Annotated in this window: 21 protein-coding genes; 8 read left to right on the top strand and 13 right to left on the bottom strand. The window is 60.1% G+C overall.

Annotation, left to right across the window (positions count from 1 at the left end; all coding sequences use genetic code 11):
• Window positions 1-65: 65 nt before the first annotated feature.
• Window positions 66-1,004, bottom strand: a complete 939-nt coding sequence (locus ACUTQY_RS17880; protein WP_046687871.1) for a TIGR01212 family radical SAM protein — start codon at window positions 1,002-1,004, stop codon at window positions 66-68.
• Between the two features lie 691 nt (window positions 1,005-1,695).
• Between ACUTQY_RS17880 and gltB the strand changes: the two genes are divergently transcribed.
• The 3 genes from gltB (at window position 1,696) to ACUTQY_RS17865 (ending at window position 8,233) form a co-directional block, all read left to right on the top strand.
• Entirely contained in the window at window positions 1,696-6,156 is a 4,461-nt protein-coding gene (gene gltB / locus ACUTQY_RS17875) for a glutamate synthase large subunit (RefSeq protein ID WP_046687872.1), read from the top strand.
• Window positions 6,157-6,170: 14 nt separating this feature from the next.
• Entirely contained in the window at window positions 6,171-7,589 is a 1,419-nt protein-coding gene (locus tag ACUTQY_RS17870) for a glutamate synthase small subunit (RefSeq protein ID WP_033644505.1), read from the top strand.
• 164 nt (window positions 7,590-7,753) lie between these two features.
• On the top strand, window positions 7,754-8,233 hold the full coding sequence (locus ACUTQY_RS17865; RefSeq protein WP_033644504.1) for a hypothetical protein: 480 nt from the start codon (window positions 7,754-7,756) through the stop codon (window positions 8,231-8,233).
• Window positions 8,234-8,295: 62 nt separating this feature from the next.
• Here the strand turns inward: ACUTQY_RS17865 and sspB are convergent, their stop codons facing one another.
• The 5 genes from sspB to zapE form a co-directional block, all read right to left on the bottom strand.
• Window positions 8,296-8,796 (bottom strand): ClpXP protease specificity-enhancing factor, encoded by a 501-nt coding sequence (gene sspB, locus ACUTQY_RS17860; RefSeq protein ID WP_046687873.1) that lies wholly within the window; start codon window positions 8,794-8,796, stop codon window positions 8,296-8,298.
• A 5-nt stretch (window positions 8,797-8,801) separates the two neighbouring features.
• Window positions 8,802-9,443: a stringent starvation protein SspA gene (gene sspA / locus ACUTQY_RS17855; protein ID WP_004937082.1), complete on the bottom strand. Its 642-nt coding sequence runs from the start codon at window positions 9,441-9,443 to the stop codon at window positions 8,802-8,804.
• 325 nt (window positions 9,444-9,768) lie between these two features.
• The gene (gene rpsI / locus ACUTQY_RS17850) at window positions 9,769-10,161 is read right to left on the bottom strand and encodes a 30S ribosomal protein S9 (protein WP_004937080.1); all 393 of its coding nucleotides are present in this window, start codon (window positions 10,159-10,161) and stop codon (window positions 9,769-9,771) included.
• Between the two features lie 15 nt (window positions 10,162-10,176).
• Window positions 10,177-10,605, bottom strand: a complete 429-nt coding sequence (gene rplM, locus ACUTQY_RS17845) for a 50S ribosomal protein L13 (protein WP_004937079.1) — start codon at window positions 10,603-10,605, stop codon at window positions 10,177-10,179.
• 275 nt (window positions 10,606-10,880) lie between these two features.
• A complete protein-coding gene (zapE, locus tag ACUTQY_RS17840) occupies window positions 10,881-12,008 on the bottom strand; it encodes a cell division protein ZapE (RefSeq protein ID WP_033644501.1) in 1,128 nt (375 codons plus the stop codon).
• 231 nt (window positions 12,009-12,239) lie between these two features.
• Here zapE and zapG point away from each other — a divergent pair, with 231 nt between their 5' ends.
• From zapG to degS, 3 genes are all read left to right on the top strand, one after another.
• The gene (gene zapG / locus ACUTQY_RS17835) at window positions 12,240-12,641 is read left to right on the top strand and encodes a Z-ring associated protein ZapG (protein WP_004937074.1); all 402 of its coding nucleotides are present in this window, start codon (window positions 12,240-12,242) and stop codon (window positions 12,639-12,641) included.
• A 173-nt stretch (window positions 12,642-12,814) separates the two neighbouring features.
• Window positions 12,815-14,185 carry a serine endoprotease DegQ gene (gene degQ, locus ACUTQY_RS17830; protein ID WP_025304368.1) on the top strand — a complete coding sequence of 457 codons (1,371 nt, stop codon included), beginning with the start codon at window positions 12,815-12,817 and terminating at the stop codon, window positions 14,183-14,185.
• An 88-nt stretch (window positions 14,186-14,273) separates the two neighbouring features.
• The gene (gene degS / locus ACUTQY_RS17825; RefSeq protein ID WP_033644500.1) at window positions 14,274-15,332 is read left to right on the top strand and encodes an outer membrane-stress sensor serine endopeptidase DegS; all 1,059 of its coding nucleotides are present in this window, start codon (window positions 14,274-14,276) and stop codon (window positions 15,330-15,332) included.
• 71 nt (window positions 15,333-15,403) lie between these two features.
• Here degS and murA read toward each other — a convergent pair whose 3' ends face one another.
• From murA to mlaF, 7 genes are all read right to left on the bottom strand, one after another.
• Window positions 15,404-16,663, bottom strand: a complete 1,260-nt coding sequence (murA, locus tag ACUTQY_RS17820) for a UDP-N-acetylglucosamine 1-carboxyvinyltransferase (protein ID WP_019453131.1) — start codon at window positions 16,661-16,663, stop codon at window positions 15,404-15,406.
• Between the two features lie 55 nt (window positions 16,664-16,718).
• Window positions 16,719-16,973 (bottom strand): BolA family iron metabolism protein IbaG, encoded by a 255-nt coding sequence (gene ibaG / locus ACUTQY_RS17815; protein ID WP_025304370.1) that lies wholly within the window; start codon window positions 16,971-16,973, stop codon window positions 16,719-16,721.
• A 140-nt stretch (window positions 16,974-17,113) separates the two neighbouring features.
• Window positions 17,114-17,416: a lipid asymmetry maintenance protein MlaB gene (mlaB, locus tag ACUTQY_RS17810; RefSeq protein ID WP_033644499.1), complete on the bottom strand. Its 303-nt coding sequence runs from the start codon at window positions 17,414-17,416 to the stop codon at window positions 17,114-17,116.
• On the bottom strand, window positions 17,416-18,045 hold the full coding sequence (gene mlaC / locus ACUTQY_RS17805) for a phospholipid-binding protein MlaC (RefSeq protein ID WP_033644498.1): 630 nt from the start codon (window positions 18,043-18,045) through the stop codon (window positions 17,416-17,418). The genes mlaB and mlaC overlap by 1 nt, the downstream gene beginning before the upstream one ends.
• Window positions 18,046-18,059: 14 nt before the next feature.
• On the bottom strand, window positions 18,060-18,608 hold the full coding sequence (gene mlaD, locus ACUTQY_RS17800; protein WP_033644497.1) for an outer membrane lipid asymmetry maintenance protein MlaD: 549 nt from the start codon (window positions 18,606-18,608) through the stop codon (window positions 18,060-18,062).
• 4 nt (window positions 18,609-18,612) lie between these two features.
• The gene (gene mlaE / locus ACUTQY_RS17795; protein WP_033644495.1) at window positions 18,613-19,395 is read right to left on the bottom strand and encodes a lipid asymmetry maintenance ABC transporter permease subunit MlaE; all 783 of its coding nucleotides are present in this window, start codon (window positions 19,393-19,395) and stop codon (window positions 18,613-18,615) included.
• Between the two features lie 4 nt (window positions 19,396-19,399).
• Complete coding sequence (gene mlaF, locus ACUTQY_RS17790) at window positions 19,400-20,215, bottom strand: phospholipid ABC transporter ATP-binding protein MlaF (RefSeq protein ID WP_033644494.1); 816 nt, start codon at window positions 20,213-20,215, stop codon at window positions 19,400-19,402.
• A gap of 302 nt (window positions 20,216-20,517) precedes the next feature.
• Between mlaF and ACUTQY_RS17785 the strand changes: the two genes are divergently transcribed.
• Together ACUTQY_RS17785 and kdsD are read left to right on the top strand one after the other, a co-directional pair.
• Entirely contained in the window at window positions 20,518-21,495 is a 978-nt protein-coding gene (locus tag ACUTQY_RS17785) for a calcium/sodium antiporter (protein WP_033644493.1), read from the top strand.
• Window positions 21,496-21,511: 16 nt separating this feature from the next.
• Window positions 21,512-22,498 carry an arabinose-5-phosphate isomerase KdsD gene (gene kdsD / locus ACUTQY_RS17780; RefSeq protein ID WP_033644492.1) on the top strand — a complete coding sequence of 329 codons (987 nt, stop codon included), beginning with the start codon at window positions 21,512-21,514 and terminating at the stop codon, window positions 22,496-22,498.
• Window positions 22,499-22,506: the final 8 nt, after the last annotated feature.

Here is a 22,506-nt window from a genome sequence, read left to right as displayed (position 1 = left end):
GAATCATACCGTAAAACCGCAATGAGATAAGGCGGCAAACGCCGAAGTGTGGCAAAGATTGCACTTCAGAGCGGCATTCCGGGGCGGTAGCGCCGCTTTTCATCCAGCGCGCTGCCCTGCCCGCCGTATTGCTGCAGATAAGCACCGACCGCCTGCATGCCGCTCCAGCGGTTTTCGCACCACAGCGGCGCCAGCAGCGTCGGCCGACGGGCGCTGGCGGAAAGACGGTGGTACACCACCCCGCCCGGCGTATGGCGGATCATCTCCCCGGCGTTGGCGGCGTAGTCCTCCAACGCCAGTTCGGGCAACCGCCCGGCATGCCACGCCCGCGCCAGGGTACTGCCGGTGACGACGTGCAGCGGATGCAGTTTGATGCCATCCACGCCGGTCTCCGTCACCCGCTGCAGCGTGAGCAGATGATCGCGCTGAGTTTCCCCCGGCAGCCCGACGATCAGATGGCAGCACACCTTCAGCCCGCGCTGCCGGGCCAGTCGCGCAGTCTGCTGATAACAGCGAAAATCATGGCCGCGGTTAATACGCTTCAGCGTTTTATCGTGCGCCGTCTGCAACCCCAGCTCCAGCCACACTTCATAGCCTTGCTCGCGGTATCCCGTCAGCAGATCCAGCGCGGCGGTCGGCACGCAGTCCGGCCGGGTGCCGACGCACAGGCCGACCATGGCGCTCTGCGCCAACGCCTGCCGATACATCGTCTCCAACCGTTCAACCTCCGCATAGGTGCTGGTATAGGCCTGGAAATAGGCCAGATAGCGCCGCGCCCGATCGGCCCGCGCGGCCTGCTGCGCCAGCTGTTCGGCAATGCTCTGCCGCTGCATCGCTTCATCGGCGAACGAGGCGACATTGCAGAACGTACAGCCGCCGCGCCCCAACGTGCCGTCGCGGTTAGGGCAGCTGAATCCGCCGTGCAGCGTGAGTTTATGGATCTTTTCGCCATAGCGGCGCTGGAGATCCGCGCCAAACATATTGACTAATTGCGGCAACTGCATAATCTTGGTGGTTCTCTGTGTTCAAAGCCGCGATGCTAATAAGAAACGGTTTTTCCCGCGATGACAGAGATCAACGCTTTCCCCGCAAGGCGCCATCAGGCATAACTATTCATCATAAACGCAAATCAATTCACTCTAATTCTGATGAATTATTCTAATCGTCACGCAACCGTTAACGGCAATATGACAACACGGTGAAAAATAGTCATAAACATCAGCTAAGCAATATCTTATAGAATAAAATTCTGGCATTACCCCCCGCACTAGCATGGTGCAGAGATTAAGAGGTTGCACTATAGTGAGACAGCTCACACTTCTGCAGGGATCGGCGTTGCCCCACGATAGTGCAAAAATGCATTAAATTACTTATTTATCAAATAAATAAACATCAGTAATTCGATAAGAATCTATCTTAAGCCCACATTTGACCTGCGAATTCTTTCTCGCTAAGTTGGAAGTCCGCTGGAAGCTTTCTGGACGGGCAAACGTCTCGTCATATTTATGCAGTAATTGAAGACTCCCTCTTAAAACAAGTCCTATACCACTTGTGAGACCGTCACGAGAGGCCATTGATGGAGGGCGGAAAAGCAGATTGGCGGGGTTAACTTGCTGATTGGACTTCTGCCTGAAATTGGGAAGCCCCCTCGCAGTAGGTTGTGAGAGTCACGCAGAGCCTGGGGAGGTTCACGATATGTTGTACGATAAATCCCAAGAGAGGGACAACTGTGGTTTCGGCCTGATCGCCCATATAGAAGGCGAACCTAGCCACAAGGTGGTGCGCACCGCCATTCACGCGCTGGCCCGCATGCAGCACCGCGGCGCGATCCTCGCCGACGGCAAGACCGGCGACGGCTGCGGCCTGTTGCTGCAAAAACCCGATCGCTTCTTCCGCATGGTGGCGGAAGAGCGCGGCTGGCGTTTGGCCAAGAACTACGCCGTCGGCATGATGTTCCTCAGCCAGAATGAAGAGGAAGCGCGCCTCAGCCGCCGCATCGTGGAAGAAGAGCTGCAAAACGAAACGCTGTCGATCGTCGGCTGGCGTGAAGTGCCGACCAACCCGGACGTGCTGGGTGAAATCGCCCTCTCCTCCCTGCCGCGCATCGAGCAAATCTTCGTCAATGCCCCGGCCGGCTGGCGCCCGCGCGATATGGAGCGCCGCCTGTTCGTGGCGCGCCGCCGCATCGAGAAACGCGTGCAGGACGACAGCTTCTACGTCTGCAGCTTCTCCAACCTGGTGACGATCTATAAAGGCCTGTGCATGCCTGCGGATCTGCCGCGCTTCTATCTCGATCTGGCGGACCTGCGCCTGGAATCGGCCATTTGCCTGTTCCACCAGCGCTTCTCCACCAACACCGTGCCGCGCTGGCCGCTGGCGCAGCCGTTCCGCTACCTGGCGCACAACGGCGAAATCAACACCATCACCGGCAACCGCCAATGGGCGCGTGCCCGTACCTACAAATTCCAAACGCCGCTGATCCCGGATCTGCAGGCCGCCGCGCCGTTCGTCAACGAAACCGGCTCCGACTCCAGTTCGCTGGACAACATGCTGGAGCTGCTGCTGGCGGGCGGGATGGATCTCATCCGCGCCATGCGCCTGCTGGTGCCGCCGGCCTGGCAGAACAACCCGGACATGGACGGCGATCTGCGCGCCTTCTTCGACTTCAACTCGATGCACATGGAGCCGTGGGACGGCCCGGCCGGCATCGTGATGTCCGACGGCCGCTACGCCGCCTGTAACCTCGATCGCAACGGCCTGCGCCCGGCGCGCTACGTGATCACCAAAGACAAGCTGATCACCTGCGCCTCCGAAGTCGGCATCTGGGATTACCAGCCGGATGAAGTGGTGGAAAAAGGCCGCGTCGGCCCCGGCGAGCTGATGGTGATCGACACCCGCAGCGGCCGCATCCTGCACTCGGCGGAAACCGACAACGATCTGAAAAGCCGCCACCCGTATAAAGAGTGGATGGAGAAAAACGTCAAACGCCTGGTGCCGTTCGAAGATCTGCCGGACGATCAGGTCGGCAGCCGCGAGCTCGACGACGCGCAGCTCGAAACCTATCAGAAACAGTTCGGCTACAGCAGTGAAGAGCTGGATCAGGTGATCCGCGTGCTGGGCGAAATTGGCCAGGAGGCCACCGGTTCGATGGGCGACGATACCCCGTTCGCCGTGCTCTCCAGCCGGCCGCGCATCGTTTACGACTATTTCCGCCAGCAGTTCGCGCAGGTCACCAATCCGCCGATCGATCCGCTGCGTGAAGCGCACGTCATGTCGCTGGCCACCAGCATCGGCCGCGAAATGAACGTGTTCTGCGAAGCCGAAGGCCAGGCGCACCGCCTGAGCTTCAAATCGCCGATCCTGCTGTACTCCGATTTCAAACAGCTCACCACGCTGGAAGGCGAATACTATCGCGCCGAGACCCTCGATCTGACCTTCGATCCGCAGCAGCAGGATCTGGAGCAGACCATTCGCGCCCTGTGCGACGAAGCGGAACGTAAGGTGCGCGAAGGCGCGGTGCTGTTGGTGCTGTCCGACCGCGCCATCGCGCCCGGCCGCCTGCCGGTGCCTGCTCCGATGGCAGTCGGCGCCGTGCAAACCCGCCTGGTGGAAAAAAGCCTGCGCTGCGACGCCAACCTGATCGTTGAAACCGCCAGCGCCCGCGATCCGCACCACTTCGCCGTACTGCTCGGCTTCGGCGCGACCGCCATCTATCCGTATCTGGCCTATGAAACCCTGGCCAAGCTGGTGGACAGCCAGGCGATCGACAAGAAATACCGCGACGTGATGCTGAACTACCGCAACGGCATCAACAAAGGCCTGTACAAGATCATGTCCAAGATGGGCATTTCGACCATCGCCTCTTACCGCTGCTCCAAGCTGTTCGAAGCGGTCGGCCTGCACCGCGATCTAGCGGATCTGTGCTTCCAGGGCGTGGTCAGCCGCATTGGCGGCGCCAGCTTCAGCGATTTCCAGCAGGATCTGCAGAACCTTTCCAAGCGCGCCTGGCTGAAACGCAAACCGCTGGAGCAAGGCGGCCTGCTGAAATTCGTGCACGGCGGCGAATACCACGCCTACAACCCGGACGTGGTGAACTCGCTGCAAAAAGCGGTACACAGCGGCGAGTACAGCGACTATCAGGCTTACGCCAAGCTGGTGAACGAGCGGCCGGTCGCCATGCTGCGCGATCTGCTGGCCATCACGCCGAAAGGCGAACCGATCCCGGTCGATCAGGTCGAACCGGCGGAATCGCTGTTCAAACGCTTCGACACGGCGGCGATGTCGATCGGCGCGCTGAGCCCGGAAGCGCACGAGTCACTGGCGATCGCCATGAACGGCCTCGGCGGCTTCTCCAACTCCGGCGAAGGCGGCGAAGATCCGGCGCGCTACCGCACCAACAAGGTGTCGCGCATCAAACAGGTGGCCTCCGGCCGCTTCGGCGTAACGCCGGCCTACCTGGTGAACGCCGACGTGATCCAGATTAAGGTGGCGCAAGGCGCCAAGCCGGGCGAAGGCGGCCAGCTGCCGGGCGACAAAGTCACCCCGTACATCGCCAGACTGCGTTACTCGGTGCCGGGCGTGACGCTGATCTCCCCACCGCCACACCACGACATCTACTCGATCGAAGATCTGGCGCAGCTGATCTTCGATCTGAAGCAGGTCAACCCGAAGGCGGTGATCTCGGTGAAACTGGTGTCCGAGCCGGGTGTCGGCACCATCGCCACCGGCGTGGCGAAAGCCTATGCCGATCTGATCACCATCGCCGGTTACGACGGCGGCACCGGCGCCAGCCCGCTGTCCTCGGTGAAATATGCCGGCTGCCCATGGGAACTGGGCCTGGTGGAAACCCAGCAGGCGCTGGTGGCCAACGGTCTGCGCCACAAGATCCGCCTGCAGGTGGACGGCGGCCTGAAAACCGGCGTGGACATCGTCAAAGCGGCGATCCTGGGCGCGGAAAGCTTCGGCTTCGGCACCGGGCCGATGGTGGCGCTGGGCTGCAAATACCTGCGCATCTGCCACCTCAACAACTGCGCGACCGGCGTCGCGACTCAGGACGACAAGCTGCGCCGCGATCACTACCACGGCCTGCCGGAACGCGTGACGAATTACTTCCAGTTTATCGCACGTGAAACCCGCGAGATCATGGCCCAGCTGGGCGTGAGCCAACTGGTGGATCTGATCGGCCGCACCGAGTTCCTGACCGAGCTGGACGGCATCTCCGCCAAGCAGAACAAGCTGGATCTGTCGCCGCTGCTGAAAACCGCCACGCCGCATCCGGGCAAAGCGGTGTACTGCACCGAAAGCAGCAACCCGGCGTTCGACAAGGGCCTGCTGAACAAAGAGCTGCTGACGCAGGCGCAGCCGCATATCGAAGCGAAACAGGGTAAAACCTTCTACTTCGACATTCGCAACACTGACCGCTCCGTGGGCGCCATGCTGTCCGGCGCTATCGCCAACGTGCACGGCGATCAGGGCATGGTGGCCGATCCGATCAAGGCGCATTTCTCCGGCACCGCCGGGCAAAGCTTCGGCGTCTGGAACGCCGGCGGCGTCGAGCTGACCCTGACCGGCGACGCCAACGACTATGTCGGCAAGGGCATGGCCGGCGGCAGCATCGCGGTGCGTCCGCCGATCGGCTCCGCCTTCCGCAGCCATGAAGCCAGCATCGTCGGCAACACCTGCCTGTACGGCGCCACCGGCGGCAAGCTGTTCGCCGCCGGCCGCGCGGGCGAGCGTTTCGCGGTGCGCAACTCCGGCGCCATCACCGTGGTGGAAGGCATCGGCGACAACGGCTGCGAATACATGACCGGCGGCATCGTCTGCGTGCTGGGTAAAACCGGCATCAACTTCGGCGCCGGCATGACCGGCGGCTTCGCCTACGTGCTGGACGAAGACGGCGAGTTCCGCAAGCGCGTGAACCCGGAGCTGGTGGAAGTGCTGGATGTCGATCAGTTGGCGATCCATGAGGAGCATCTGCGCGGCCTGATCACCGAACACGTGCAGGCGACCGGCTCTTCCCGCGCGGAAGAGATCCTGGCCAACTGGCCCGAGTGGGCGCCGAAGTTCGCCCTGGTCAAACCGAAGTCCAGCGATGTCAAAGCGCTGTTGGGTCACCGTAGCCGTTCCGCAGCCGAGCTGCGGGTGCAGGCGCAGTAAGAGGTAGGTCATTAATGAGCCAGAACGTTTATCAATTTATCGACCTGCAGCGTGTTGATCCGCCTAAGAAACCGCTGAAGATCCGCAAAATCGAGTTCGTCGAGATCTACGAACCGTTTTCGGAAACCCAGGCCAAAGCCCAGGCGGACCGCTGTCTGTCCTGCGGCAACCCGTATTGCGAGTGGAAGTGCCCGGTGCACAACTACATCCCGAACTGGCTGAAGCTGGCCAACGAAGGCCGCATCATGGAAGCGGCGGACCTGGCGCATCAGACCAACAGCCTGCCGGAGGTGTGCGGCCGCGTATGCCCGCAGGATCGCCTGTGCGAAGGGTCTTGCACCCTGAACGACGAGTTCGGCGCGGTCACCATCGGCAATATCGAGCGTTACATCAGCGATAAGGCCATCGAAATGGGCTGGAAGCCGGACATGTCGCACGTGCAACCGACCGGCAAGCGCGTGGCGATCGTCGGTGCCGGCCCCGCCGGGCTGGCCTGCGCTGACGTGCTGACCCGCAACGGCGTTAAGGCGGTGGTGTATGATCGTCATCCTGAGATCGGCGGTCTGCTGACCTTCGGCATCCCGGCCTTCAAGCTGGAAAAGGAAGTGATGGTCAAACGCCGCGGCATCTTCAGCGAGATGGGCATCGAGTTCCAGCTGAATACCGAAGTGGGCAAAGACGTCAGCATGGAGACTTTGCTGAGCGAGTACGATGCGGTGTTCCTCGGCGTCGGCACCTATCAATCGATGCGTGGCGGGCTGGAGAATGAGGATGCGCAGGGCGTGTACGACGCGCTGCCGTTCCTGATCGCCAACACCAAGCAGTTGATGGGGTATGAAACCGAGCAGCACGAGCCTTATGTCAGCATGGAAGGCAAACGGGTGGTGGTGCTGGGCGGCGGCGATACCGCCATGGACTGCGTGCGCACCTCGGTGCGTCAGGGCGCGACGCAGGTCACCTGCGCCTACCGCCGCGACGAGGCCAACATGCCGGGCTCCAAGCGCGAAGTGAAGAACGCCCGGGAAGAAGGGGTGGACTTCCAGTTCAACCTGCAGCCGCTGAGCATCGAACTGAACAGCGCCGGCCGCGTGGCCGGGGTGAAAATGGTGCGCACTCAGTTGGGTGCGCCGGATGCCAACGGCCGCCAGGCGGCGGAGCAGGTGCCGGGTTCCGAGCACGTGATCGACGCCGACGCGGTGGTGATGGCGTTCGGCTTCCGCCCACACCGCATGGACTGGCTGGCGGCGCACGACGTGCAGCTCGATAAACAGGGCCGCATCGTGGCGCCGGAAGGCAGCGACAACGCATTCCAGACCAGCAACCCGAAAATCTTCGCCGGTGGCGACGCGGTCCGTGGCTCCGACCTGGTGGTGACGGCGATCGCCGAAGGCCGCAAAGCGGCAGACGGCATCATGAACTACCTGGAAGTGTAAACCTTCCGTACCGCCAAAGGCCCGGCACATTGCCGGGCCTTTGTTTTAACCGGCCACGCTTTGTAACAACCTCCCCCCTACTCACTGCCTCAACGCGCTATAGTATTGAGTTAGCACCATTGCAGGGCGCGGCTGCGCCTGACACCGAGATAAGGATAGCGAACATGAAATGCTCCATTTCCCTGTTGGCCGGCGCACTGCTGGCCGTCAGTTTCAGCGCCTCAGCCCTGGCGCTGGATTCGCAGGAGGTCGGTTACAATATCGAAGCGCGCGGCGCACGGCCGGTCGTGGCGCAGTTGGGCAAGGCCGGGCAGTTCAGCGCCGTGGAAAACAGTATCCGGTTGGGGGACGACAACTGGATTGCCCTGGCACCCAAGCTGGCCGGCGGCGGCAATGCCGGATTTACCGCCGGCATTAAATCTGCCCTCTCCGCCGCCCTGATCTACAACCCGGCGGCGGTATTGCAGGCGCTCAACAAAGGCAACGATCTGCCGCTCAATGACATCTGCACCGCGCCGCCGGAAGTGCAAGGCGACACCGCCATCACCAGCTTCCGTGAGCGCGCGGCCCGCGCGCTGTCCACCGTGCGCGTAGGCGATCTCAGCGCGCCGCGCGATGCCTGCATTGCCGCCTTGAAAGGCTGATCCGCTTCGTCCGGGCAAAAAAAAGCACCCCACGGGGTGCTTTTTCGTTTGTTCACGCGGGCTTATTTTACCACGCGCAGCGCCGGGCGGCCACCGCGCGGCGGCTGCGGCGGTTCGTCGTCCGAGCCGTCATCTTCCGCGGTATCCGGGCGATCGCCGTCGATCACCGACATCAACGTTTCCGAAGGGATCGTCTCATTGTCCAAAGCTTCGAACACGCCTTCGCTTTCGTCGTAGGCGGCTTCCGGTTCAAACATCGTGCCGGCGCCGTTCTCACGCGCATAAATCGCCAGCACGGCGGCCATCGGTACCGAAACCTGGCGCGGCACGCCGCCGAAGCGCGCGTTGAACTGCACGTCTTCGTTGCCCAACGCCAGGTTGCCTACCGCGCGCGGCGCGATATTCAACACGATCTGGCCATCGCGCGCGAACTCCATCGGCACCTGAACATCAGGGCGAGTCACGTCGACCACCAGGTGCGGCGTCAGCTGGTTATCCAGCAGCCAGTCGTAGAACGCCCGCAGCAGATACGGGCGACGCGGCGTCATCTGAGACATGTCCATCGCGCTTAGCCCCGGGTTTGCAGGCGCATTTCACGCTCGGCTTCGGTCAGGGAAGCCAGGAAAGCGTCGCGTTCGAAGACGCGGGTCATGTAGCCTTTCAGCTCTTTGGAGCCGGCGCCGCTCAACTCGATGCCCAGCTGCGGCAGCCGCCACAACAGCGGTGCCAGGTAGCAATCCACCAGGCTGAACTCTTCGCTCATGAAATACGGCGCCTGGCCGAAAATAGGCGCGATCGCCAGCAGCTCTTCACGCAGTTGGCGGCGGGCGGATTCTGCTTCCTGACCGCTGCTCTTCTCGATCTTGTCCATCAGCGAGTACCAGTTCTTCTCGATGCGCAGCATCATCAGACGGCTCTCACCACGGGCAACCGGGTAAACCGGCATCAACGGCGGGTGCGGGAAGCGCTCATCCAGGTATTCCATGATGATGCGGGATTCATACAGGGTCAGTTCGCGATCGACCAGCGTAGGCACCGTCTGGTAAGGGTTGAGGTCAATCAGATCTTGCGGCAGGTTATCCATTTCGACCTGCTCGATCTCGACGCTGACACCTTTCTCCGCCAGTACGATGCGTACTTGATGGCTAAAAATGTCGGTCGGGCCAGAGAACAGCGTCATTACCGAACGTTTGTTGGCAGCGACAGCCATGAAAACCTCCAAGTTATCTAGAAAATACTGCGAATAGCCAACTGACAGGCTGCTATCCTGAATAATCTTGCCGCAGGCCGGCAGCACGCAGCGCGACCCGAACCCATAAAAAACCGGCCCAGGAGGTCAACTGCACGGCGAACAGGCGCAAAAGTGGGTGATAGTTTACCAGATTTTGCTTGTTTTGTGGGGGCGCTGCGGCGAATTCATGTTGAATTGTCTGATATACCACAGATTTTAGTCGGGGACGGCGGATTTCAGGCATAAAAAAACCCGGTGAAGCACCGGGTTTTTTGCGTAAATCGCACTGCCGAAGCAGCGGAAATTAACGCTTGGAGAACTGCGGACGACGACGTGCTTTACGCAGACCGACTTTCTTACGTTCAACCTGACGAGCGTCACGGGTGACGAAGCCAGCTTTACGCAGTTCAGAACGCAGAGTCTCATCGTACTCCATCAGTGCACGGGTGATACCGTGACGGATGGCGCCAGCTTGACCGGAGATACCACCACCTTTAACGGTGATGTACAGATCCAGTTTGCCAACCATGTCGACCAGTTCCAGCGGCTGACGAACTACCATGCGGGCAGTTTCGCGACCGAAGTACTGTTCCAGGCTGCGCTGGTTGATAACGATGTTACCGTTGCCCGGCTTGATGAAGACGCGAGCGGCGGAGCTTTTGCGGCGACCAGTGCCGTAGTATTGATTTTCAGCCATTGCCATTAATCCCGATTAAATGTCCAGAACTTGCGGTTGCTGTGCCGCGTGATTGTGCTCGGTGCCCGCGTAAACTTTCAGTTTACGGAACATAGCACGACCCAGCGGGCCCTTTGGCAGCATGCCTTTAACCGCGATTTCAATCACGCGCTCAGGACGGCGGGCAATCATCTCTTCAAAGGTCGCTTGCTTGATACCACCGATGTGGCCGGTGTGGTGGTAGTACACTTTGTCTGTACGCTTGTTGCCGGTTACAGCAACTTTGTCAGCGTTCAGAACGATGATGTAATCACCGGTATCCACGTGCGGGGTGTATTCCGCTTTATGCTTGCCGCGCAGGCGACGAGCCAGTTCAGTAGCGAGACGGCCTAAAGTTTTACCATCTGCATCAACAACGTACCAGTCGCGTTTTACGGTTTCTGGTTTAGCTGTAAAAGTTTTCATTAGAAAGCTTACCCAATAATTAGTTACACGTTGGTGAACACCCAAACGCTCGAAAACAGTTGAGGCTCACACGACCATACAAGTCCAGCAAACCTACCCCTTCGAATAGCCATTGCCGGCACTATAAAGTTTTTGGGAAAAAAAACTTTGTTGTAACGTGGGGTCGCAAGATTATAGAGAAGTCGCTCACAAAGATCGAACGGTTTTTGAATGGAAAATAAATTTATCGCCGGCGGCGGACAACCGGCGATACGGCGGCGGCAAGCCCGGCAGACTCAGGGCAAATGCGGCAGCTTGAGGTACTCTTCGCTCTGCATTTCCTGCAGGCGCGACAGGCAGCGCTGGAATTCAAATTTCAGCTGCACCCCCTGATAGATCTCGAACATCGACGCTTCGGCGCCGATCACCAGCTTGATGTGCCGCTCGTAGAATTCGTCCACCAACGCCAGGAAACGGCGCGCGGTATTCTCTTTCAGCGGCCCCATCACCCGCACATTATACAGGATCACGCTGTGATACAGCCGCGACAGTGCGATGTAGTCCAGTTGGCTGCGCGCCTCTTCGCACAGCGTGTGGAAATCCACCGCCAGCACGCCGTCCACCGAACGGATAGCCTGCAGCGGCCGATGGTTGATCTGCAGCACCGGCGCGTCCTCCCCCGCCTTGCCCGCCAGCTTGACGAACATCCGATCCAGCGTCTCGCGCGTCTGGTCGCTCAGCGGCGTCAGGTAGAGGTGCGCCTGGGTCAGGGTACGCAGACGATAGTCGATGCCGGCGTCGACGTTCATCACGTCGCAGTACTCGTTGATCAGATCGATGGCCGGCAGGAAACGCGCCCGCTGCAGACCGTTGCGGTACAGATCGTCCGGCGGGATGTTCGACGTGGCCACCAGCGTAATGCCGCGCGCGAACAGCGCCTGCAGCAGCGTGGCCAGCAGCATGGCGTCGGTGATGTCGGACACGAAGAATTCGTCGAAACACAGCACGTCGGTCTCGGCCTTAAAGCCGTCGGCGACGATTTCCAGCGGGTTTTCCCGCCCCTGCAACTCGGTCAGTTCTTCATGCACCCGCAGCATGAAGCGGTGAAAGTGCAGACGCATTTTGCGATCGCCCGGCAAACTGTGGAAGAACATATCCATCAACCAGGTTTTGCCGCGCCCGACGCCGCCCCACATATACAGCCCCTGCACCGGGCGCTGCGGCGCCGTGTCGCCGCCCTTGCCCAGCAAGCGGCTGAGCTTACCGCGCAGCCCGCCGGCAGGCGCGCTCGCCGCCGGCTTTTGCAACAGAGCCTGATAAATGCGATCCAGTTGAGTGACGGCCCGGCGTTGAACCTCATCGGCCTGATATTCCCCCGCATCCAGCGCCTGCTGGTAGCGAGATAACGGTGATAGTGCCTGCATCTGTTCGATGTTCCCTAAGAACGCTTAGAAATTATTTAGCCAACGTTGGCGGCAAGTTGATGCCGATTCGCACCGTTATCGCCACAAATGCCCGCTGCGGGCGCCGCTGAAAACCCTGTAAAAATTAGGTGGAAGCGCATCAGGATTCCACTCGGACAAGGTTAACGGTTATAGTGGATATTATTAAGTGAAAAATCCCTGCGGAACAACGAAGTCAAAATAGGAGTCATCATGACCTGGGAGTATGCGCTGATTGGTTTGGTCGTCGGTATCGTGATTGGTGCGGTGGCGATGCGTTTTGGCAACCGTAAATTACGTCAACAACAAGTCCTGCAGAACGAGCTGGACAAGAGCAAAACCGAGCTGGAAGAGTACCGTCAGGAGCTGGTCGGCCACTTTGCCCGCAGCGCCGAGCTGCTGGACAACATGGCGCGCGATTATCGTCAGCTGTATCAGCACATGGCGAAAAGCTCGAACAACCTGCTGCCGGATCTGCCGATGCAGGAAAATCCGTTCCGCTATCGCCTGACCGAAGCGGAAGCAGACAACGATCAAGCGCCGGTGGAAATGCCGCGCGACTATTCGGAAGGCGCCTCCGGCCTGCTGCGCGGGCAAAGCGCGCGCCGCGACTGACCCCCTTCGCCCGCGGGGCCACCCGCGGGCTTCCTCCGTTTACCGTCTTGACCTTCCCTCGCATTACCTTTACTGAACTTTGCACGCAAATTCACGGTCTTACCCTTCACTATGACAAGGTGATTGCCTTATCATCAAATTTTCATCGGCAGGTATTGAGAGAGTTATAATCAATGAAGAAAAAGTCGTTAATTCTTAGTGCATTGGCAATGAGCCTCGGCCTGACGCTCAGCTCCGTACCGGTGGCCAACGCGGCCCTGCCCGTCGCCGTTCAGGGGCAGCCTCTGCCGAGCCTGGCGCCGATGCTGGAAAAAGTCTTGCCCGCCGTAGTGAGCGTGCATGTCGCCGGCACTCAGGTGCAGCGTCAACAACTGCCGGAAGAGTTCAGGCGCTTCTTCGGCCCTAACTTCCCCGGCCAGCAGCAAAGCTCCCGTCCGTTTGAAGGGCTGGGTTCCGGCGTTATCATCGACGCCGCCAAAGGCTATGTGCTGACCAACAACCACGTCATCAACAACGCCGATAAAATCCGCGTGCAGTTGAACGACGGTCGCGAGCTGGACGCCAAGCTGGTCGGCCGCGATGAGCAATCCGACATCGCCCTGCTGCAGCTCAGCGACACCAAAAACCTGACCGCCATCAAGATGGCCGACTCCGATCAGCTGCGCGTCGGCGACTTTGCCGTCGCGGTCGGCAACCCGTTTGGCCTGGGCCAAACCGCCACTTCCGGCATTATCTCGGCGCTGGGCCGCTCCGGCCTGAATCTGGAAGGGCTGGAAAACTTCATTCAGACCGACGCCTCCATCAACCGCGGCAACTCCGGCGGCGCGCTGGTTAACCTGAACGGCGAGCTGATCGGCATCAATACCGCCATTTTGGCGCCGAGCGGCGGCAACGTCGGCATCGGCTTCGCCATTCCGAGCAATATGGCGCAGAACCTGAGCCAACAGCTGATTGAATTCGGCGAAGTGAAACGCGGCCTGCTGGGCATCAAGGGCAGCGAAATGACCCCGGATATGGCCAAAGCCTTCAACACCGACGCGCAGCGCGGCGCCTTCGTCAGCGAAGTGTTGCCGAAATCCGCCGCCGCCAAGGCCGGCATCAAGGCCGGGGACATTCTGGTTTCCGTCGACGGTAAACCGGTAAGCAGCTTCGCCGAGCTACGCGCCAAGGTGGGCACCACCGCGCCGGGCAAAACCCTCAAAGTGGGCCTGCTGCGCGACGGCAAACCGCAGGAAGTCTCGGTCACGCTGGACAATAGCGAGAGCGCCTCGACCAACGCCGAAACGCTGTCGCCGGCGCTGCAGGGTGTTTCCCTCAGCAATGGCGCGTTGCCGAGCGGCGACAAGGGCGTGAAGGTGGAGAACGTGGATAAAGGGTCAACGGCGGCGCAGATCGGCCTGCAGAAAGGCGACGTGATCATCGGCGTCAACCGTCAGCGCGTGGACAACATCACCACGCTGCGTAAAGTGTTGGAGGCCAAGCCACCGGTGATGGCGCTCAATATCGTGCGCGGCAACGAAACCATTTATCTGCTGCTGCGTTAATTTGTGCAAAAACCGGGCTCGGTGACATACTGCGCCCGGTTAACTCATGCTATCCTCCGAACATCGTTCACCACACCACGAAAACTCCATGTTTGCTAAGCTCTTGCGTTCTGTCGTTATCGGTCTCATCGTTGCCGGCCTGCTGTTGGCCGCACTGCCCATGCTGCGTTCTTCCAACGGCCTGTTTGCAGACAAACCTGAGAGCACCAGCGACGAAACGCCAGTGAGCTACAACAAAGCGGTGCGCCGCGCCGCGCCCGCCGTGGTGAACATTTACAACCGCAACCTGAACGGCGCCGCCAACGTGCTGTCGCTCGGTTCCGGCGTGATCATGAATGAACGCGGCTATATCATCACCAACCGCCACGTGATCAAAGACGCTCAGCAGATCACCGTGGTGTTGCAGGATGGCCGCCGCTACGAAGCGCTGTTGGTCGGCTCGGACGGCCTGACCGATTTGGCGGTGCTGAAGATCGATCCCGGCAATTTGCCGGTGATCCCGACCAATAAAAATCGCGTTGCCCACGTCGGCGACGTGGTGCTGGCGATCGGCAACCCCTATAACCTGGGGCAGACCGTCACACAGGGCATCCTCAGCGCCACCGGCCGCATCAGTATGAGCACCACCGGCCGACAGACGTTCCTGCAGACCGACGCCTCCATCAACCGCGGCAACTCCGGCGGCGCGCTGGTCAACTCGCTGGGCGAGCTGATCGGCATCAACACCCTGACCTATGACAAAATTACCGACGGCGAAACGCCGGAGGGCCTCGGCTTCGCCATTCCGATCGAACTGGCCACCAAAATCATGGACAAGCTGATCCGCGACGGCCGTGTGATCCGTGGCTATTTCGGCATTCAGGGCAAAGAGATCATTCCGCTGCGCTCCTCGAATTCCGGCATCGATCGCCTGCAGGGCATCATCGTGACCGAAATTACCCCGAACGGCCCGGCGGGCAGCGCCGGTTTCCAGATCAACGACATCATCATCAACGTGGATAACAAACCGGCGGTATCCGTGCTGGAAACCATGGACCAGGTAGCGGAGATCAGGCCAGGCACCGAGATACCGGTTATCGTGCTGCGCGACGGCAAACGCATTACGTTGAAAATGACGGTGGGTGAATTCCCGGAAGACAGCAATTAAAAAAGGGCCGGCATTGATAGCCGGCCCTTTGATTTTCATCCTGCCGACGCAGCCGCGCCGGCGCTAATGCCTTACTCGCCTTTCACACGCTCGATGTTCGCACCCAGCGCGCGCAGCTTGTCTTCAATACGCTCATAGCCGCGATCAATATGGTAGATGCGATCGACGACGGTCACGCCGTCGGCGATGCAGCCGGCGATCACCAGGCTGGCGGAAGCGCGCAGATCGGTCGCCATCACCTGAGCGCCGGACAGCTGTTCAACGCCATGGCAGATCACGGTGTTGCTCTCGATTTCCGCGTGCGCCCCCATGCGGATCAATTCCGGCACGTGCATGAAGCGGTTTTCGAAGATGGTCTCGGTGATAACGCCGGTGCCTTCCGCCACCAGGTTCAACAGGCTGAACTGGGCCTGCATGTCGGTCGGGAAGCCCGGGTGCGGCGCGGTGCGCACGGTGACCGCTTTCGGGCGCTTGCCGTGCATGTCCAGGCTGATCCAGTCTTCGCCCACTTCGATATCGGCACCGGCTTCACGCAGTTTGGCCAGCACCGCATCCAGCGTATCCGGACGGGTGTTGCGGCACATCACTTTGCCGCCGGAAACCGCGGCGGCGATCAGGAAGGTACCGGTCTCGATACGGTCAGGCAGCACGCGATACACGCCGCCGCCCAGACGCTCGACGCCCTCGATGGTGATCTTGTCGCTGCCTGCGCCGCTGATCTTCGCGCCCAGCGTATTGAGGAAGTTGGCGGTATCGACAATTTCCGGCTCACGCGCGGCGTTCTCGATAACGGTCGTGCCGGTCGCCAGGGTCGCGGCGCTCATGATGGTCACGGTCGCGCCCACGCTCACCTTGTCCATCACGATGTGCGCGCCTTTCAGACGGCCATCGACGGACGCCTTGACGTAACCTTCTTCCAGCTTGATCTCGGCCCCCAACTGCTCCAGGCCGGTGATGTGCAGATCGACCGGACGCGCGCCGATCGCGCAGCCGCCCGGCAGGGAAACCTGGCCGCGGCCGAAACGTGCCACCAGCGGCCCCAGCGCCCAGATGGAAGCGCGCATGGTTTTCACCAGATCGTAAGGCGCGCAAAACTCGTTCACGCCGCTGGCGTCCACGAAGACCGAACCGTTGCGCTCAATCTTGGTGCCCAACTGGCTGAGCAGTTTAATGGTGGTGTCGATGTCCTTCAGCTTGGGGACATTCTGCAGCTCGACCGGCTCTTCCGCCAACAGGGCGGCGAACAGGATCGGCAGGGCGGCGTTTTTGGCCCCGGAAATAGACACTTCACCGCTCAGGCGGGTCCGACCCTGCACACGAAATTTATCCATCTGACTACTCTCTGTTATCTAATCTGAAGCTGCCCGCCCGGCAGGGCAAACAGCCTTAAAATCCGTTGAGTTTGCGGTCTCGCTGCCACTCTTCAGGGGTGTACGCCTTGATAGACAAGGCATGAATGCGGTTGTCCGCAATGTATTCCATCAGCGGTGCGTAAACCGTCTGCTGTTTTTTGACGCGGCTCATGCCGGCGAACAGTTCGCCGACCACGATCGCTTGAAAATGGCTGCCGTCGCCCGTCACGTGCGCTTCATCCAGTGCCAATGCCTGCATCAGCACGTCTTTAATCTCGTTGGTTTCCATAGTATCCAGTTCTGCCGCTAAAGGATCATAAACAGCCTAGTATCTTAGTGGAATACGATGTTTTCTTAAACTAAAGAAAAAGCCCCTGCATAACAGGGGCTTTGTATCGTTTAACCACGCAAAGGCGGTGTAAAACGCCGCTAACCGGCGGTATCGACAGGCATTATCGCCTGCAGGTTGTAGAGCGCGATCAGCGTTTTCAGACGCTCGGTGACGCCGAAAATTTTTAGCGCGACGCCACGTTGGCGCTGCTCTTCCTGCAGATGCAGCAACAGCGCCAGCCCGGAGGAGTCCACGCGCTGCAGTTGCGCCACGTCGATCGCGGTTTTATCCGCCATCAGCGCGTCGCGCTGCCGCCACAACGGCAGCAGCGTTTCACGGTCCAGTTCACCGCGCAGGATCAGCGTCTGCTGCTCTGATTCGAAGCTGAGCGCTGCCGACATCAGTTTTTCTTGTCCAGCGAGATGGGCTGCGCGGCAGCGGCCTGCAGCTGTTTGGTCAGGCCGTCGATGCCCTGAGTACGCAGCGTAGACGCCCACTCGTTTTGCTTGGTGGTGATCATGCTGACGCCTTCGGCGATCATGTCATACGCCTGCCAGTAGCCGGTTTTGCTGTTCTTGCGCCATTGGAAATCCAGACGCACCGGCGGGCGGCCGCCGTTGTCGATGATGGTGACGCGAATGGCCACGATGTCGGCGTTGCCCAGCGGCTGTTCAGGCGCGATCTGGTAAGTCTGGCCGTGGTACATCGCCAGCGCCTGGCCGTAAGCCTGCTCCAGGTAAGCCTGGAAAGCGGTGAAGTAAGCTTCGCGCTGCGCAGGCGTCGCATCTTTGTAGTAACGGCCCAGCACCAGCGCGCCGGCGTATTTCACCTGCACGAACGGCATCAGTTCCTGATGCACGATGGAGCGCAGGTAGTTCGGGTCCTGCTTGATCTTCGGCTGTTCGTTCTTCAAACGGCTGAAGGTCTTCTGCGCCGCGTCTTGCATCATGCTGTAAGGATTGGTTTGGTCGGCTGCGCTCGCCAGCGGCGCAACCACCAGCAGAGCCACCATCAGTAAACGTTTAAACATGCAGGTATCCTCTCTTAATGATTTGGAACAGCGGGTTGCGGTGCAGCGCCGGCAGCCGGCTCAGCGGCCGCGTCTCCCGGTTTGGCGCTGTCCTGACCGCCGCTTTTATACAGGAACTGGCCGATCAGATCTTCCAGAACCATGGCTGATTTAGTGTCCTGGATGGTGCCGCCGTCTTTCAGAATGGTGGTGCCCATATCAGGATCTTCGAAGCCCACGTTAAGCGCCAGATATTGCTCGCCCAGCAGGCCGGAGGTGCGGATCGCCAGCGAGCTGGTATCCGGGATTTCGTCGTACTTTTTCTGGATATCGAGCGCCACGCGCGGCGTGTAGGTTTTCGGATCGAGTTCGATGTCCGCCACGCGGCCGATCACCACGCCGCCGATCTTCACCGGCGAACGCGGTTTCAGGCCGCCGATATTGTCGAACGTCGCGTAAACGCGGTAGGTCGGCTCGCTGCCGATCGATTTAAGGTTCGCCACCTGCAGGCAGATAAACACGATGGCGCACAGCGCGATCAGCATGAATGCCCCAACCCAGATTTCACTCTTCTTCGTTTGCATCGAATCAATTCCCAAACATCAGTGCGGTCAGCACGAAATCCAATCCCAACACCGCCAGTGACGAATGCACCACGGTACGCGTCGTCGCCCGGCTAATCCCTTCAGAGGTAGGCACGGCGTCATACCCGTTGAAAATGGCAATCCAGGTTACGGTAATGGCGAACACCACGCTCTTGATCAGGCAGTTGAGCAGATCTTTTTTCCACTCTACGGCGCCTTGCATCGCCGACCAGAAGAAGCCGCTGTCGATGCCTTTCCAATCCACGCCGACCACCGAGCCGCCCCAAATGCCGATCGCCACGAAGATGATGGTCAGCAGCGGCATGCTGATCATCCCCGCCCAGAAACGCGGCGCCACGATGCGCCGCAGCGGATCGACCGCCATCATTTCCAGGCTGGAGATCTGTTCCGTCGCCTTCATCAGGCCGATTTCCGCCGTGAGCGCGGAACCGGCGCGGCCGGCGAACAGCAGCGCCGTCACCACCGGCCCCAGCTCGCGCAGCAGCGACAGCGCCACCATCATGCCGAGGCTGGCTTCAGCGCTGTAGGTGGTAAGCACGATATACCCCTGCAGGCCCAGCACCATGCCGATAAACAGCCCGGAAACCATGATGATCAGCAGCGACTGCACGCCGACGCTGTAAAGCTGTTTCAACAACAGCGGCCACTGCTTGCCGGGTTCCGGCCGGCCAATCAATGCGTTGAACAGCATCAACCCGGCGCGGCCGAAGCTGGCGCTGGTGTTGATGCCACTGCGCCCCAGAGACGCTAACGCTCTTAATAACATGAGCTTATTTACTCCCTAAGCCTAGCAGTTCAGTCTGATAATCCCCGGCCGGATAGCGGAACGGCACCGGTCCATCCGCTATACCATCCAGGAACTGACGCACGCGCGCATCAGGATTGTTCTGCAATTGCTGCGTGGTGCCTTCGGCAATCACCCGGTGATCGGCCACGATATATGCGTAGTCGGCGATGCTCAGCACCTCCGGCACGTCGTGCGACACCACGATGCAGGTAATGCCCAGCGCATGGTTCAACTCGTCGATCAGCTTGACCAGCACCCCCATGGTGATCGGATCCTGGCCGACGAAAGGTTCGTCGAACATGATCATCTCCGGGTCCAGCGCGATCGCGCGCGCCAACGCCGCCCGGCGCGCCATGCCGCCGGAGAGTTCATTGGGCATCAGCTGCGCCGCACCGCGCAGCCCGACCGCTTCCAGCTTCATCAGCACCGTGCTGCGCAGCAGGGGCTCAGGCAGGTTGCTGTGCTCACGCAACGGGTAGGCCACGTTTTCGAATACGGTCAAATCGGTGAACAGCGCGCCCGACTGGAACAGCATGCTCATCTTTTTGCGCGCGTCGTACAACTGACGGCGGGACAATGCGGGAATGTTGTCGCCGTCAAACCAAATCTCCCCGCGGTCCGGCGTCAGCTGACCGCCGATCAGACGCAGCAGCGTGGTTTTGCCGATGCCCGACGGCCCCATGATCGCCGTGATCTTACCGCGAGGCACCGTCAGGTTGATGTCTTCAAATATCCGCCGGTCGCCGCGCGAGAAGCTCATGTCGCGCACTTCGACCAAATTATCTGCCTTTTGGAGCATGTTAATGGACCCTTTACGACTCATCTTTTGCTGAATCTACCCGTGATGTTAAAGCAATGGGCGCAATCCGTCTCATCTTTACAAAAACTTACTGCCATTTCGCAACCAATGATGCCATTGGTTTTACTTTTCCGCGCCACCCGGTCAAAATTGGCGCCATAACGAAAAAAAACGAAAGTGTTCAACAATTAGCCGGGAAAAACCGTTGCTGCGCTCAAGCGCACGCACCGGAGGGCAAGCAATACCGCCGCATTGACGGCTTTAACCAACGAACCGGGATAATACCCGACAAAGGACCCTGCATGTTTCTCGCAATAGCATTATTAATCGTTGGTTTATTTCTACTGGTGTATGGTGCAGACCGCTTAGTTTATGGTGCTGCCGTGATTTCCCGTTCGCTTGGCGTGCCGCCGTTGATCATCGGCATGACCATCGTCGGCATCGGCACTTCACTGCCGGAGCTGATCGTGTCCACCACCGCCGCGCTGAACGGGCAGATAGATATGGCCGTTGGCAACGTATTAGGTTCCAACATCACCAACATTTTATTGATCCTGGGCGTCGCAGCGCTGATTCACCCGCTGGCTGCACGATCGGAAATACTGCGGCGCGAACTGCCGCTGATGTTAGCGGTCACAGTATTGTGCGGTTTCGTGTTGATGGACGGCACCCTGAGCAGGCTGGACGGCGTGCTGCTGCTGACCGCCGCCGCCGGTTTCATCCTGCTGATGCTGAAAATCGCCCGGCTGGCGCAGCGCGAGGGCAGCGACAGCCTGACCATGGAGCAGATCGCCGAACTGCCGCAGGACAGCAGCAATACCGTAGCGGTGCTGTGGCTGGTGCTGGCGTTTATCATTCTGCCGCTCTCTTCCAGAATGGTGGTCGATAACGCGACGGTGATCGCGCACTATTTCGGCCTGAGCGAACTGGTGGTCGGCTTGACCATTATCGCCATCGGCACCAGCCTGCCCGAGCTGGCCACGTCCATCGCCGGAGCATTAAAGGGCGAAGATGATATGGCGATTGGCAATATCATCGGCTCCAATATTTTCAACACGGTGATCGTGCTGGGCGTCCCCGCCCTGCTGTCGCCGGGCAGCGTGGACGCCGCCGCCTTCCAGCGCGATTACTGGGTGATGCTGGCGGCCAGCGTGCTGCTGAGCGTGCTGTGCATCGGCCGCAAACACCGCATCGGCCACCTGGCCGGCGCGCTGTTATTATGCGGCTTTATTGCGTATCTTGCGGTGCTGTTCTTTAACCCTTTCAGTACTTTCGGCTAAACCGACGGGAATGAGTATGTCGAACATTGAGTTGCAACCGGGCTTCGATTTTCAACAGGCCGGCAAAGAAGTGCTTCAGATAGAGCGTGACGGGCTGGCTCAGCTCGACAGCTACATCAACGCAGACTTCACCCGCGCCTGCGAAACGATCGCCGCCTGCGGCGGCAAAGTAGTGGTGATGGGCATGGGCAAATCCGGCCATATCGGCTGCAAGATCGCCGCGACCTTCGCCAGCACCGGCACCCCCTCATTCTTCGTTCACCCGGCGGAAGCCAGCCATGGCGATTTGGGCATGGTCACTCCGCAGGATATCGTGCTCGCCATCTCCAACTCCGGTGAGTCCAGCGAGATCCTGGCGCTGATCCCAGTGTTGAAACGGCAGCGGATCACCCTCATCTGCATGACCAACAATCCGGAAAGTTCGATGGGCAAGGCGGCGGACATCCACCTGTGCATCAAGGTGCCGCAGGAGGCCTGCCCGCTGGGGCTGGCGCCGACCACCAGCACCACCGCCACGCTGGTGATGGGCGATGCGTTGGCCGTCGCGCTGCTGAAGGCGCGCGGTTTCACGCCGGAAGATTTCGCGCTGTCGCATCCGGGCGGCGCACTCGGCCGCAAGCTGCTGCTGCGGGTTAGCGATATCATGCACAGCGGCGACGAAATGCCCCACGTCAGCGCCGACGCCTCATTGCGCGACGCGCTGCTGGAAATCACCCGCAAAAATCTGGGTCTGACGGTGATCTGCGACGATCTGATGAAAATCGCCGGCATCTTTACCGATGGCGACCTGCGCCGGGTGTTCGATATGGGCATCAACCTGCACGAAGCCAAGATCGCCGATGTCATGACGCCGGGCGGCGTGCGGGTGCGTCCCAACCTCCTGGCGGTCGATGCGCTGAATCTGATGCAGCAACGCCACATCACCGCGTTGCTGGTTGCCGATGGCGACCAGTTGCTGGGTGTGGTACATATGCATGACATGCTGCGTGCCGGCGTCGTTTAATTAAGGAA

This window comes from Serratia sp. TSA_130.1 (genome assembly GCF_052691795.1).
The sequence above is the reverse complement of the archived record's forward strand: the minus strand, read 5'-3'. Positions and strand labels throughout refer to the sequence as shown.

Bases quoted from the DNA above. Each gene is read 5' to 3' on its own strand.
- ACUTQY_RS17880 (WP_046687871.1), bottom strand. From the start codon at position 1,004: ATGCAGTTGCCGCAATTAGTCAATATGTTTGGCGCGGATCTCCAGCGC.
- gltB (WP_046687872.1), top strand. From the start codon at position 1,696: ATGTTGTACGATAAATCCCAAGAGAGGGACAACTGTGGTTTCGGCCTG.
- ACUTQY_RS17870 (WP_033644505.1), top strand. From the start codon at position 6,171: ATGAGCCAGAACGTTTATCAATTTATCGACCTGCAGCGTGTTGATCCG.
- ACUTQY_RS17865 (WP_033644504.1), top strand. From the start codon at position 7,754: ATGAAATGCTCCATTTCCCTGTTGGCCGGCGCACTGCTGGCCGTCAGT.
- sspB (WP_046687873.1), bottom strand. From the start codon at position 8,796: ATGGACATGTCTCAGATGACGCCGCGTCGCCCGTATCTGCTGCGGGCG.
- sspA (WP_004937082.1), bottom strand. From the start codon at position 9,443: ATGGCTGTCGCTGCCAACAAACGTTCGGTAATGACGCTGTTCTCTGGC.
- rpsI (WP_004937080.1), bottom strand. From the start codon at position 10,161: ATGGCTGAAAATCAATACTACGGCACTGGTCGCCGCAAAAGCTCCGCC.
- rplM (WP_004937079.1), bottom strand. From the start codon at position 10,605: ATGAAAACTTTTACAGCTAAACCAGAAACCGTAAAACGCGACTGGTAC.
- zapE (WP_033644501.1), bottom strand. From the start codon at position 12,008: ATGCAGGCACTATCACCGTTATCTCGCTACCAGCAGGCGCTGGATGCG.
- zapG (WP_004937074.1), top strand. From the start codon at position 12,240: ATGACCTGGGAGTATGCGCTGATTGGTTTGGTCGTCGGTATCGTGATT.
- degQ (WP_025304368.1), top strand. From the start codon at position 12,815: ATGAAGAAAAAGTCGTTAATTCTTAGTGCATTGGCAATGAGCCTCGGC.
- degS (WP_033644500.1), top strand. From the start codon at position 14,274: ATGTTTGCTAAGCTCTTGCGTTCTGTCGTTATCGGTCTCATCGTTGCC.
- murA (WP_019453131.1), bottom strand. From the start codon at position 16,663: ATGGATAAATTTCGTGTGCAGGGTCGGACCCGCCTGAGCGGTGAAGTG.
- ibaG (WP_025304370.1), bottom strand. From the start codon at position 16,973: ATGGAAACCAACGAGATTAAAGACGTGCTGATGCAGGCATTGGCACTG.
- mlaB (WP_033644499.1), bottom strand. From the start codon at position 17,416: ATGTCGGCAGCGCTCAGCTTCGAATCAGAGCAGCAGACGCTGATCCTG.
- mlaC (WP_033644498.1), bottom strand. From the start codon at position 18,045: ATGTTTAAACGTTTACTGATGGTGGCTCTGCTGGTGGTTGCGCCGCTG.
- mlaD (WP_033644497.1), bottom strand. From the start codon at position 18,608: ATGCAAACGAAGAAGAGTGAAATCTGGGTTGGGGCATTCATGCTGATC.
- mlaE (WP_033644495.1), bottom strand. From the start codon at position 19,395: ATGTTATTAAGAGCGTTAGCGTCTCTGGGGCGCAGTGGCATCAACACC.
- mlaF (WP_033644494.1), bottom strand. From the start codon at position 20,215: ATGCTCCAAAAGGCAGATAATTTGGTCGAAGTGCGCGACATGAGCTTC.
- ACUTQY_RS17785 (WP_033644493.1), top strand. From the start codon at position 20,518: ATGTTTCTCGCAATAGCATTATTAATCGTTGGTTTATTTCTACTGGTG.
- kdsD (WP_033644492.1), top strand. From the start codon at position 21,512: ATGTCGAACATTGAGTTGCAACCGGGCTTCGATTTTCAACAGGCCGGC.